The sequence below is a fragment of the Streptomyces sp. NPDC048636 genome (assembly GCF_040650655.1).
In the GTDB taxonomy this organism is placed as follows: Bacteria; Actinomycetota; Actinomycetes; order Streptomycetales; family Streptomycetaceae; genus Streptomyces.
Window position 1 is genome coordinate 26948 of sequence record NZ_JBEZHR010000013.1, and the last position, 12630, is coordinate 39577.

The following is a 12630-nucleotide window of genomic DNA, read 5'->3' on the forward strand; positions in this document are numbered from 1 at the left end:
CGCGGACGGCTCGGCGCGGGCGGGCCGCGTGACATCCCCCTCCGCCCCGGTGTTCTGCCGGCGCTCAAGGGCCGGGTGGGCGAGGGGGGTTCGGGGCGGGGGCGGTCAGCGGGCTGGTGGCGCGCGGGCCTCGCGAGGTTGGGTGACGACTGCTCTTCCGGGCCGGTGCTCCCGGTGTCAGACTCCTTCCGTGACCGACTTTGACATGCTTGTGATCGGGTCCGGCCCCGGCGGCCAGAAGGCTGCCATCGCAGCAGCCAAGCTCGGTCGCCGGGTGGCCGTCGTCGACCGTCCGGACATGGTGGGCGGGGTGTCCCTGCATACCGGGACCGTGCCGTCCAAGACGCTGCGCGAGGCGGTGCTCTATCTCACCGGTCTGACCCAGCGGGATCTGTACGGTCAGAGCTACCGGCTCAAGGAAGAGATCACCGTCGCGGATCTGACCGCCCGTACCCGCCACGTGGTCGGCCGCGAGGTGGAGGTCGTCCGCAGCCAGCTCACCCGCAACCGCGTGGCCCTCTTCTCGGGCACCGGACGGTTCGTGGACGAGCACACCGTGGCCGTGACCGATTCCGAGGGCAGGGAACAGCTGTTGACGGGGCGTCATATCGTCATCGCCACCGGCACCCGTCCGGCCCGTCCGTCGAGCGTGGAGTTCGACGAGCGGACCATCATGGACTCGGACTGCGTCCTCAACATGGAGCGGGTACCGCGCTCGATGGTGATCGTGGGGGCCGGGGTGATCGGTATCGAGTACGCCTCGATGTTCGCCGCCCTCGGCAGCAAGGTCACCGTCGTCGAGCAGCGTGACGGCATGCTCGACTTCTGCGATGTCGAAGTGGTCGAAGCCCTCAAGTACCGGCTGCGGGATCTCGCCGTCACCTTCCGCTTCGGTGAGACGGTGGCCGCCGTCGAGCGGCATCCGCGCGGTGCGCTGACCGTGCTGGAGAGCGGGAAGAAGATCCCCACCGAGGCGGTGATGTACTCCGCGGGCCGCCAGGGCCTCACCGACGGGCTCGCTCTGGAGCGGGCCGGTCTGGCGGCCGACCGCCGGGGCCGGATCGCGGTGGACGAGCACTACCGCACGGCCGTACCGCATATCTACGCCGTCGGGGACGTCATCGGCTTCCCGGCCCTCGCGGCCACCTCCATGGAGCAGGGCAGGAGCGCGGCGTACCACGCGTGCGACGAGCCGGTGAACCCCATCCATGACCTCCAGCCCATCGGGATCTACACCATCCCGGAGATCAGCTTCATCGGACGGACCGAGGACCGGCTGACGGAGGCGCGGGTGCCGTTCGAGGTCGGGGTGTCGCGCTATCGCGAGCTGGCCCGGGGGCAGATCGTCGGTGACTCCAGCGGCATGCTGAAACTGCTGGTGTCCCCGGAGGACCGGCGGCTGCTCGGTGTGCACTGCTTCGGTACGGGCGCCACCGAGCTGATCCATATCGGCCAGGCCGTGATGGGGTGCGGCGGCACCGTCGACTATCTGGTGGACGCGGTGTTCAACTACCCGACGTTCGCCGAGTCCTACAAGGTCGCCGCCCTGGACGCGACCAACCGGATGCGAGAGATCGACCACCTGCGGGAGTGACCGGGCCGCCGGGTGGGTGTGTTCCGCCCGGCCGTGGGCGGCCCCCGCCGGGCGGTACGGCCTCATGGATCAGGCCCGATCGGCCCGGTCCGGCTCTGGCAGACGGATCAGTCCGGTCGGGCCGGACGCGCCCCTTTTGGGATACTTGGAGGCAGATCGGGAGGAGGGCCGAGATGACCCGCGCAGTCGGTATCGACCTGGGAACGACGAACTCGGTGGTGTCCGTCCTGGAGGGCGGTGAGCCGACCGTCATCACCAATACCGAAGGAGCCCGTACCACCCCCTCGGTGGTGGCGTTCGCCAAGAACGGCGAGGTGCTGGTGGGCGAGGTCGCCAAGCGCCAGGCGGTGACCAACGTGGAGCGCACCGCGCGTTCGGTCAAGCGCCACATGGGGGATGCCCGGTGGCGGTTCCCGGCCACCGGTGACATCGACGGCAAGCGCTACACCGCCCAGGAGATCTCCGCCCGGGTGCTCCAGAAGCTCAAGCGCGACGCCGAGGCGTACCTCGGTGACGAGGTCACGGACGCCGTCATCACCGTCCCGGCGTACTTCAACGACACCCAGCGCACCGCCACCAAGGAGGCGGGCGAGATCGCCGGGCTGAAGGTGCTGCGGATCATCAATGAGCCCACGGCCGCGGCCCTGGCGTACGGGCTGGACAAGGAGAACGACCAGACCATCCTGGTCTTCGACCTCGGCGGCGGCACCTTCGACGTCTCGCTGCTGGAGATCGGCGACGGGGTGGTGGAGGTCAAGGCCACCAACGGCGACACCCAGCTCGGCGGCGACGACTGGGACCAGCGGATCGTCGACCATCTGATCAAGCAGTTCAAGAGCGGGTACGGGGTGGACCTGGCCAAGGACAAGATGGCGGTCCAGCGGCTCCGGGAGGCCGCCGAGAAGGCGAAGATCGAGCTGTCCGCGGCCAGTGAGACCGCGGTCAACCTGCCCTACATCACCGCCTCGGACGAGGGCCCGCTGCACCTGGACGAGAAGCTCACCCGCTCCCAGTTCGAGCAGCTCACCGAGGACCTGCTGGAGTGCTGCAAGGCCCCCTTCCACCAGGCGGTCCAGGACGCCGGGATCAAGACCTCCGGTATCGACCATGTGATCCTGGTCGGCGGCTCGACCCGGATGCCCGCCGTGACCGGCCTGGTCAAGGAGCTGACCGGCGGCAAGGAGGCCAACAAGGGGGTGAACCCGGACGAGGTCGTGGCCATCGGCGCGTCCCTCCAGGCCGGTGTGCTCAAGGGTGAGGTCAAGGACGTCCTGCTGCTGGACGTCACCCCGCTGTCCCTCGGTATCGAGACCAAGGGCGGCATCATGACCAAGCTGATCGAGCGGAACACCACGATCCCGACCAAGCGCTCCGAGGTGTTCACCACGGCCGAGGACAACCAGCCGTCGGTGCAGATCCAGGTCTTCCAGGGGGAGCGCGAGATCGCCGCGTACAACAAGAAGCTCGGGATGTTCGAGCTGACCGGTCTGCCGCCGGCTCCGCGCGGGGTCCCGCAGATCGAGGTGGCCTTCGATATCGACGCCAACGGGATCATGCATGTCTCCGCGAAGGACCTGGGCACCGGCAAGGAGCAGCGGATGACCGTGACCGGCGGCTCCGCGCTGCCGAAGGACGACATCGACCGCATGATGCGCGAGGCCGAGCAGTACGCGGAGGAGGACCATAAGCGCCGCGAGGCCGCCGAGACCCGCAACCAGGCCGAGCAGCTCGTCTACCAGACCGAGAAGCTGCTCCGTGACCAGGCGGACAAGGTCCCGCAGGAGCTCCGGGACGAGGCCGGTACGGCGGTCGCGGATCTGAAGGAGAAGCTGAAGGGCGAGGACATCACCGCGATCCGGGAGGCCACCGAGCGCACCGCGGCGGCCGGCCAGAAGATCGGTTCCGCGATCTACGCGCAGGCGCAGCCGCCGTCCGACGGCGGGGGAGGGGCGTCCGGTGCGGAGGGCTCCGGTGACGGCGGGGGCCGGGCCGGTACGGATGACGAGGAGGTCGTCGACGCCGAGATCGTCGACGAGGAGAAGCCGAAGGGCGGTGAGGGCTGACGTGCGCGCACGGCCCGTGCCCGCACGATCCGGTCCGCGTCCCGCCCCGCGAACCGGTCGTAGCGCAAAACGGGAGCAATATGAAAATATTGGGTACCGAGTACCTCAAGGATGTACGCGTGAGCAACGGGACCAGCGAGACCGGCTACGAGGACATACGGCTCGACCGTACGGGTCAGGCCGAGGCATTCGATGCCATTGGCGCCCGCTACGACGAGGCGTTCCCGCACAAGGACGGGCAGCTCGCCGCCGGTGAGTGGCTGATCGGCAGGCTCCCGGCCGGATCCCGGGTGCTGGATCTGGGCTGCGGCACCGGGCTGCCCACCGCACGCCAGCTGACGGACGCGGGGCTGCGCGTCGTCGGTGTGGATCTGTCCGCCGGAATGGTGCGGCTGGCCAGGGGGTATGTCCCCGGCGCGGTCTTCCACCGGCTGGACGTCGCGGAACTGCGCCCCGGCGGCCCTCATGACCTCGGGCGGTTCGACGCGGTCACCGCCTTCTTCTCCCTGCTGATGCTGCCACGGGCCGAGATCCCCTACGCCCTGGGCACCATCCGACGCCTGCTGGTCCCCGGCGGGCTGTTCGCCCTGTCGATGGTGGAGGCCGATGTGGACGACTACGCGATCCCGTTCCTCCACCACACCATCCGGGTCTCCGGCTATCTGCGGGAGGATCTGCGGAGGGTCACCGAGACCGCCGGTTTCGAGATCCTCGGCGAGACCTCCTACAGCTATGCCCCGGCGACCTCGGACGTGCCCCCCGAGGAACAGCTCTTCCTTCACTGTAGACGTGGCGGCTGAGGCCGCCCGGCCGCCCACCGCGGCCCGTCGTGCCCCCCACCGGACGGAACGACTCGTGTGATGGCGCACCCGCCTCCTGACGAAGGCCCGGACAACCCCACCGGCCGGGCCCAGGGGAAGGCCGCGCTCCGGGGCCGCGGCCAGCAGCCCCCCGCTGGGCCGGGCGGCCAGCCACCGCAGCCACCGCCCCAGCGCGGCCGCGGCGACCCGCCGCCCGAGGCCACCGTGGAGCAGCCCCGGGACGAGGCGACGTACGGGCCGGAGCCGCAGACCGACCGGCTGCGCTACCTCGACACCGCGACCCGGCAGATCGCCCGCGGGATGGACCTCGACGAGACGCTGCGCGAGCTGTGCCGGGCCGCCGTCCCCGCCTTCGCCGACGCGGCCGTGATCCATCTGCGCGATCCGCTGCCCGCCGGGGACGATGAGTCACCCGGCCCCCTCGTACTGCGCCCGCACACCACCGGACCGACGGGCGTCAGCGACCCGGACGACCCCGCGCCCTGCGGCACCCCCGGCGTGATCACGGCCGCCATCGGACTGCCCCCCACCGGGCCGGCACCCCCCGACGCCACCCGCCGGACGATCAGCGGCGGCCTCGCCGACCTGCTGAACGGCGGACGGCCCGCCTTCTGCGACACCCCCGGGGTGGCCGCCGCCGCGGCCGATCTGCTGGGCCCGGACGCGGGCGGCCCCGGCACCGTACCGCCCGGCCAGCGGCTGATCATCGCCCCGCTGCGCGGCCGCCGCCATGTACTGGGCGCCGCCGTCCTGGTGCGCTACGCCGACCGCGCGGCCTTCACCGGGGACGATCTGCTCGTCGCCTCCCAGCTCGCCACCCACACCGCCCTGGGCATGAACAAGGCGGTGCTCTACGGACGCGAGGCATCCGTCGCGGACGCCCTCCAGCGCACCATGCTCCCGTCCTCGCTGCCCGAGCCCATGGGCGTACGGCTGGCCAGCCGCTATCTGCCCTCCTCGAAGACGGCCCGGATCGGCGGCGACTGGTACGACGCGATCCCGCTCCCCGGGAACCGCGTGGCGCTGGTCATCGGCGATGTGATGGGCCACTCCATGACCTCGGCCGCGATCATGGGCCAGCTGCGCACCACCGTGCAGACCCTCGCCGGACTCGATCTCACCCCCGACGAGGTGCTGCACCACCTCGACGAGCAGGCCCAGCGGCTGGGCAGCCAGCACATGGCCACCTGTCTCTACGCCATCTACGACCCCATCGCCCACCGGCTCCAGGTGGCCAACGCGGGCCATCCGCCACCGGTGCTGCTGCACCCCGAGGGCCGTGGAGAGGTGCTGCGGGTGCCGCCCGGCGCGCCCATCGGGGTGGGCGGTGTCGGCTTCGAGACCGTGGAGATGTACGCGCCCACCGGATCCACCCTGCTGCTCTACACCGACGGCCTTGTCGAGTCCCGTGACACCGATGTGTGGACCGGGGTGGAGCTGCTGCGCGACCGGCTGCACGCCACCGCCCTCGTCCTCACCCCGCCACCGCTGGAGCTGCTGTGCGACGCGGTGGTCGGCGGTGTCGGCCCCAGCAGCGAACGCGACGACGACATCGCCCTGCTCGCCGCCCGCTTCCACGGCATCCCCTCGTACAACGTGGCGTACTGGTTCCTGGAGCCCGAGCCGCAGACGCCCGGCCGGGCCCGGCGGCTGACCCGCAGAACGCTCCAGCGCTGGCGGCTGGAATCCCTGCTGGAACCCACCGAACTCATGGTCAGCGAGGTGGTGACCAACGCCGTGCGCTACGCCAGCCGTCCGCTGTCGCTGCGGCTGCTGCGCACCGATGTGCTCCGCTGCGAGGTCGGCGACGACTCGCCCTTCGTACCCCGGATGCTGCACGCCCGGCCCGGCGACGAGGGCGGCCGCGGGCTGTTCCTGGTCAACCAGCTCGCCCAGCGCTGGGGGGCCACCCGGCTGAGCACGGGCAAGGTGGTCTGGTTCGAACAGCAACTGCCCAAGGGCCGCCGGATGGAGATCCCGGACGACTGAGCCCCCGGCGCGCCCGCGGAGCCACGGGCGTCACTGCTTACGGGGCGGCTCACCGCGCGGCGCCGACACCTCCAGCAGCTCCGCCCGCCCGGTCCGGTTCAGATGCAGGATCGGCACCGCCTTGTTCCGCGGATCGCCGTCGTTGTGGAAGGAGATGAAACCGCTCGCCCCCGCCACCTGCTGACGGCCGTCCATCTGGTGGAACATCCGGGCCACCGCGTCCCCGGTCACCTCGCCCTGCCAGCCCGCCGCCATCTGGATCCCATGGGCGGCGGTGAGCACCGCGTCATGCGACATGATGGCCTGCCCGTCGTAGCGGGTGTCGCCCGGGAACCAGCGGTCCAGCGAGCCACCGGTCTGGAAGTGGCGGGCCGACGGACCCGACACATGGAGCGGATCCTGCCGCCACATATCCGGATGGGCCAGCCCCGTGTACAGCACCCGCACCCCGCTCTCGGCCGCGTGCGCCAGCTGGCGGGCGGTGAGGTTGGAGGTGTCGTCGCCCGCGATGACGGTGAACTTCCGCCCCTGGCACGGGCGGTTGGCCAGCGAGTCCAGGAAGCGGGTCAGATGGCGGCCGCGGCCCGCGAAATACACCACCTGCGGCTTCTGATCGCACAGCTGGCCCGGCATATAGCGCAGCTCGTTCTGCCAGGCGCTGCGCACCGAGGAGTCGTAGGTCATCCGGTCCGCCACCAGCCGGTGCCCCTTGGTGTCCTGGAAGACATCGGTGAAGGCGTCGCCCAGCGTCTTGGCGTAGTAATTGCTCTCCGCGTCGTCCTGCACCACCACCGCGGTGGTGATCTTCTGCTGCTTCAGATAGGCCGAAGCGGCCTGCGCCTCGTCCACATTGGTCGGCGAGACCCGCACAAAGCCCTTGATGCCCTTGATGTTGGTGGCCGTCATGGTGCTCGCCACCAGGGCCAGACCGTGGTCGGAGAGGCGCCGCAGCGCCTCCAGCGTCCGGTCGGTACTCGGCCCGAGGCCGGTCACCGCCACCAGCTTGTCGTGCCCGCCGGTGCGGTCGATCAGCTCGTCGACGGTGTGCTCCCAATGGGCCGCGCTGCTGCCCATGTTGGCGATCAGCAGCCTGATCTTGGGAGTGGAGGACAGATCGCCGCGGTTGTGCCGGTACTGCGCGAGATAGGCGCCCTCCAGCTCGTGCCGGACCGACTCCTCGGAGTTGCTGTCGTCGTCGGTCAGGGTGAAGGACGTCATATAGGCGACGCTGACGTACGGATCCTCCCCGGCGTGCGCCGTGACCCGGTCGTTCTCCGCCTTGATCTTCTTCTCCACCGCACCGAGATGACCCGCGAAGGTGTACGAGCCGTCGGTGACGCCGACGCACTCGCCCCCGTCACCCAGCTTCACCACGCCCGCGCCGCAGCGCGACCGCTTCTCCTGGATCCAGTGCACGGTCAGCGGCACCGCCACCGCCAGGACGGCGGCGATCACCACCCCCGCCACCACACGGCGCACGATATGCAGCGGCCACTCGAGTCTGGGCACCGGGCTCACCCCTCACCGGCGGCGGTCAGCGGATGGCGCCAATGGCGGTATCGCTCCGCCTCGTTGAACAGGGCCACGATGTCGTTCCTCCTCAGCCGGGACAGCTGGTTGAAACCGTCGGCCAGCACATCGCCCAGCCGTCGGCCGGGGTCGGCGAGCGGATCGCTCCACACCCAGCGCGCGGTGATCAGCTCCCGGATCACCGACGCCACGGTGACCGCCTCCGGCGGCTCGTCCGGGGCCAGCCCGGCGAGCAGATCGAGCGGACCGCCCACCGCCGGGAACCGGCCGGGCGCGGCCGTGATGGTGTTGAACTCGCTGATCCACTGGGCCGCGGGCACCACCGGGAACCGCGCCACCAGATACCCCGTCACCTCGTCGATCCGGCGCGACGCCAGCCGGTGGTACATCTCCTGGACCGCGCGCCCCTCCGCCCGGAAGTGCTCGGCCAGCAGCTCGTGCACGGTGTCCCAGTCCTCCGGGCGCCCCGCCAGCCGCCACAGCAGCAGCCGCCGCAGCCACGGATGGAGCACCGGGGTCACCGTGCCCGGGCTCAGCAGCAGCCAGCGGTCACGGATCTCGCCGAACAGCGTCTCGCCCGAGCCCAGCAGCCGGGTGCCGACGGACAGGTCGCGGGCGGCCGCGCACTCGGCGAGGGTGGCCCGCTGCCCCGCGTCGAACCCCTTCAGCAGATGGCCGAGGGCCATCTCGGCGAGCGAGCGGGTGTCCTCGCCGTCCCGCAGGGTGCGGTCCGGCAGCGTACGCAGCCAGCGGTCCTGCTCGAAACCGTCCTCCACGGGCGGATCCGACTGCCGGAACACCTCCAGCACCTGCGATACGGCCCGGGGGAGCCCCGCGGTCAGCCGGTGGACGAAGGGCGCGAGCCGGGTGAACGGCGCGAGATCGGGGTGGTGGCGCAGCTCCAGCTCCATCCGGATGCGCACTTCGTCCAGATTGAGGTCACGCAGCCGCAGCGGATACCACCAGCTGTCATCGCTGTCACGGGTGGGCCGGTGCTCCTCCCAGTCGGTGAGCGAGGCGCGGTCGGGGCCGCGCAGCTGCCACGGCCACTGGTCACCGGTGGCCGGGCCCCAGCGCGGCAGCCAGCGGTTGGTGCTGGCCACCACGGTGAGCGGATCGCAGACCGCGCCCGCCACCACGGCCTCGTCATGACGGGAGCGGATCAGCAGGTCGAGGAAGCGACGGCCGTACTCCGTATGGGAGTTGTCGAGCAGCAGCAGATACGAGCGCGGCATGAACGAGCGGTCCGTATTGCTCCGCAGGTCCTCCAGGAAGGCGGAGAACAGCACCCGGTCCAGCCGCTCCAGATCATGGGCGTCGCCTTCATGGCGCCATAAGTTGAGCTCGACCAGCGCTTCCCACGGGTCTCTGCTGTGCAGCAGCCGATGGCCTCCGTACCAGGCGGCGCTGCCGGTGAACTTGCGCCCCGGCAGCCGTCGGCGGCCGCGCCGCAGGGCGTCCCGCAGCACCGCGAGCGCGGCTGTCGACGCCCCGTCGGGGGCGCCCACAGCCCCGCCGGCCACCTCGAAGAAGGCGGCCAGATAGTCGCCGTAACGCGCCTCGGCCTGCTCCTGGAACGCGTCCAGCTCCCGCCGGATGGTGCGCCGCCCCTCCGCCAGGCTGGTCATCCGCAACTGATGGTCCGAGGCGAGCAGCCCCAGGGTGAGCCGGGGGAAGTGGGAGCGGCGGTACCGCGGCAGCTTGCGCTCCAGCTGACGGGCCAGCAGCGCAAGGGCGTAGCGCGGCAGCAGCGACTGCTCGCCGCCGAGATTGACATAGGCGAAGGGGTGCTCGGGGCCGAACCGCTCCATCAGCGCGCTGTGCGCCTCACTCGCCCCGCTGCCACGCGGGCCGAGTAGCGTGATCACCGGTCGCTCGGCCGCCGGTGGCAGCCTCAGGCACTCCTCGGCCAGACTGATGATCCCGCTGCGGCCTCTGAGGCCGACACCCATCCCGGACTCCCCCACGCGCCCCCGCCCCCCGTCAACTACGCTGAGTTTACCCGCGTTCACCCATTCTGATCCGTTCTGCGCTCCAGGACATCCGGGTTTGGTGGTTCAGCGCCGGAAGATGTCCAGCCGGGACGGTGCGTTGCGGCCCGGTTCCGGCAGCCGCAGCGGCCGCCGCCCCGGAGTGAGCGAGCCCAGCACACGTGGATGGCGCGCCCCGGTGCAGCTCGGCGCGGTGCCCGCCAGCCCGTGGGCGGTCAGATAGCCCAGTACGGCGAAGGCGTACGCCTCCTTCGCGGCCGCCGGGAGGCCGAGCTCATCGGAGCTCCGCAGCGCGATCCCGTCCAGCGCCCGGCCCAGCGCCGCCATCAGCACGGGGTTGCGCACCCCACCGCCCGAGGCGATCACCTCGGTGGCGTGCACCGACCGGACCGCGTCCGCCACCGTACGGGCGGTCAGCTCGGTGACCGTGGCCAGCACGTCGTCCGGTGCCACCGCACCCGCCTCGGCCAGGGCGGCCCGCAGATACGCCGCGTGGAACAGCTCCTTCCCGGTGGTCTTGGGCGCGGGCCGGGCGTAGTACGGCTCCGTCAGCAGCCGTGCCAACAGCTCCGGATGGACCGTGCCGCGCGCCGCCATCGCCCCGTCCGCGTCGTAGCCGAGCCGTCCGCGCGTCACCTCGGCGGCCGCCGCGTCGATGAGGGCGTTCCCCGGGCCGGTGTCGAAGGCCAGCGGAACACCGCCCTTCGGCACCGCGGTCAGATTGGCGATCCCGCCGAGGTTCAGCGCGGCGCACACCCCGGGCCGTCCGGTCAGCCACAGCGCGTCCACCAGGCTCACCAGGGGAGCGCCCTGGCCTCCCGCGGCGATGTCCCGGGAGCGCAGATCGGCGACCACCGGCACCCCGGTGGCCTCGGCGATCCAGGCGGGCTGTCCCAGTTGCAGAGTGCCCCGCGCCCGGCCGTCCGCCACCCAGTGGTACACGGTCTGGCCGTGGGAGGCGATGAGATCGGCGCGTCCGCCGCACAGCTCCCGGTCGGCCCGTACGGCGAGCGCGGCGAACGCCTGGCCGATCCGGGTGTCGAGCGCGCACACCGCCTCCAGGGTGGTCGACGACGGCGGCAGCGCGGCCCTCAACTCCTCCCGCAGCGTGTCCGGATAGGCGTCGCTGACCAGCCCCAGCGGGGCCAGGATCAGGGTGTCGCCGTCGAGGACCAGATCGGCGGCCGCGGCGTCGATCGCGTCGTGGGAGGTCCCCGACATCAGTCCGATCACCCGCATGACGTCTCCTTCCGTGTCCGTGGTGTTCCGGGGTCGCGCGGTGTTCCGGTGGTCTCGCGCAGCGCGCCGCGGTGGTGGCCGCCGCGCAGGGTCAGCAGGGCGAGCAGGCTGACGGCACAGGTGACCGTCACGTAGTACGCGGGGATGTCCGCGTCGCCGGTTCTCTCGATGGCCTCGGTGATGATGAGCCCCGCGCATCCGGAGAACACCGCGTTGGCCAGCGCGTAGGCCAGCCCCAGTCCGGTGCAGCGCACCCGGGTCGGGAACATCTCGGCGAGCATCGCCGGACCGGGCCCGGCCATCAGTCCGACGACGGCGCCCGCCACGAACACGGCCGCCCCTCGGACCAGGGCCGAACTGCTGGGATCCTGGACCAGGTTGAGCAGCGGGAAGGCGAGGACGGCCACCAGTGCCGCCCCGGTGACCATCACCGGCCGCCGCCCGATCCGGTCGCTGAGCAGTCCCGCCGGGAGGATGGACAGGGCGAAGCCCAGATTGGCCACCACGGTGGCGATCAGCGCCTGCCGGAACGAGGCGTCGAGGGTGCTCTGGAGGTACGCCGGCATGACGACGAGGAAGGTGTAGCCCGCCGCGGCCCAGCCCATGACCCGCCCGGCTCCCAGGACGACGGCGCGCGCCACCTCGCCCCGCCCCGCCGTCCCCTCGGCCCGCTCCACCGGGGGCGCCGCGCGGAAGGACGGCGTCTCCGCCAGCCGCAGCCGCAGCCACAGCGCGGCCAGCCCGAGCGGCAGGGTGAGCAGGAACGGCAACCGCCACCCCCAGTCGTACAGCGCCGGCTCGCTCAGTACGGTGGCCAGCACCGCCGCGGCTCCGGCGCCCGCGAGCAGCCCCAGGGCCACCGTGAAGGACTGCCACGCCCCGTAGAGTCCGCGGCGGCCCGGTGGCGCGAACTCCGTCATCAGCGACACCGCACCGCCGAACTCCCCGCCCGCGGACAGGCCCTGGACCACCCGCAGCAGTGTCAGCAGCCATGGGGCGGCGGCACCCACCGTGGCGTAGGTGGGCAGCAGCCCGATCAGCGTGGTGGCACCGGTCATCAGCAGCAGCACCAGGATCAGCGTGGGGCGGCGGCCGATCCGGTCGCCGATCCGCCCGAACACGGCGGCGCCGATGGGCCGGAAGAAGAAGGCGAGCCCGAACGAGGCATAGGTCTTGATCAGGCCCTCGAGCTCGGTTCCGCCCTCCGGGGTGAAGAAGTTGGCTGCGATGACGGTCGCGAAGAAGCCGTAGACGCCGAACTCGTACCACTCGATGAAGTTGCCGACCGAACCGGCGACCAGCGCACGGCGCGGAGCGGGCGTCGGCCGGGCGCGTTCGGCGGGGTCCGGGAGAAAGCCGTCGGGGTCGGGGTGGGGACTGGTCACATCGGGCCCTTTCAGCCG

General features: G+C 71.5%; 8 protein-coding genes. 4 read left to right on the forward strand and 4 right to left on the reverse strand.

What is annotated here, in order from left to right; all coding sequences use genetic code 11:
- The first annotated feature begins 190 nt into the window (after window positions 1-190).
- From sthA to AB0C66_RS28265, 4 genes are all read left to right on the forward strand, one after another.
- Window positions 191-1594, forward strand: a complete 1404-nt coding sequence (gene sthA, locus AB0C66_RS28250) for a Si-specific NAD(P)(+) transhydrogenase (protein WP_362444491.1) — start codon at window positions 191-193, stop codon at window positions 1592-1594.
- Between the two features lie 173 nt (window positions 1595-1767).
- Complete coding sequence (gene dnaK, locus AB0C66_RS28255) at window positions 1768-3657, forward strand: molecular chaperone DnaK (protein ID WP_362444494.1); 1890 nt, start codon at window positions 1768-1770, stop codon at window positions 3655-3657.
- 119 nt (window positions 3658-3776) lie between these two features.
- Window positions 3777-4457, forward strand: a complete 681-nt coding sequence (locus AB0C66_RS28260) for a class I SAM-dependent methyltransferase (protein WP_362444497.1) — start codon at window positions 3777-3779, stop codon at window positions 4455-4457.
- Window positions 4458-4517: 60 nt separating this feature from the next.
- Window positions 4518-6467 (forward strand): ATP-binding SpoIIE family protein phosphatase, encoded by a 1950-nt coding sequence (locus AB0C66_RS28265; RefSeq protein ID WP_362444500.1) that lies wholly within the window; start codon window positions 4518-4520, stop codon window positions 6465-6467.
- 30 nt (window positions 6468-6497) lie between these two features.
- Here the strand turns inward: AB0C66_RS28265 and AB0C66_RS28270 are convergent, their stop codons facing one another.
- The 4 genes from AB0C66_RS28270 to AB0C66_RS28285 form a co-directional block, all read right to left on the reverse strand.
- Complete coding sequence (locus tag AB0C66_RS28270; RefSeq protein WP_362444503.1) at window positions 6498-7976, reverse strand: branched-chain amino acid ABC transporter substrate-binding protein; 1479 nt, start codon at window positions 7974-7976, stop codon at window positions 6498-6500.
- A 5-nt stretch (window positions 7977-7981) separates the two neighbouring features.
- Window positions 7982-9949 (reverse strand): hypothetical protein, encoded by a 1968-nt coding sequence (locus tag AB0C66_RS28275; protein WP_362444506.1) that lies wholly within the window; start codon window positions 9947-9949, stop codon window positions 7982-7984.
- Window positions 9950-10054: 105 nt separating this feature from the next.
- Window positions 10055-11227, reverse strand: coding sequence for an anhydro-N-acetylmuramic acid kinase (locus AB0C66_RS28280; protein WP_362444509.1), 1173 nt, complete (start codon window positions 11225-11227; stop codon window positions 10055-10057).
- Window positions 11218-12528: an MFS transporter gene (locus tag AB0C66_RS28285; protein WP_362444908.1), complete on the reverse strand. Its 1311-nt coding sequence runs from the start codon at window positions 12526-12528 to the stop codon at window positions 11218-11220. The genes AB0C66_RS28280 and AB0C66_RS28285 overlap by 10 nt, the downstream gene beginning before the upstream one ends.
- Window positions 12529-12630 lie beyond the last annotated feature (102 nt).

Bases quoted from the DNA above. Each gene is read 5' to 3' on its own strand.
- dnaK (WP_362444494.1), top strand. From the start codon at position 1,768: ATGACCCGCGCAGTCGGTATCGACCTGGGAACGACGAACTCGGTGGTG.
- AB0C66_RS28265 (WP_362444500.1), top strand. From the start codon at position 4,518: ATGGCGCACCCGCCTCCTGACGAAGGCCCGGACAACCCCACCGGCCGG.
- AB0C66_RS28275 (WP_362444506.1), bottom strand. From the start codon at position 9,949: ATGGGTGTCGGCCTCAGAGGCCGCAGCGGGATCATCAGTCTGGCCGAG.
- AB0C66_RS28280 (WP_362444509.1), bottom strand. From the start codon at position 11,227: ATGCGGGTGATCGGACTGATGTCGGGGACCTCCCACGACGCGATCGAC.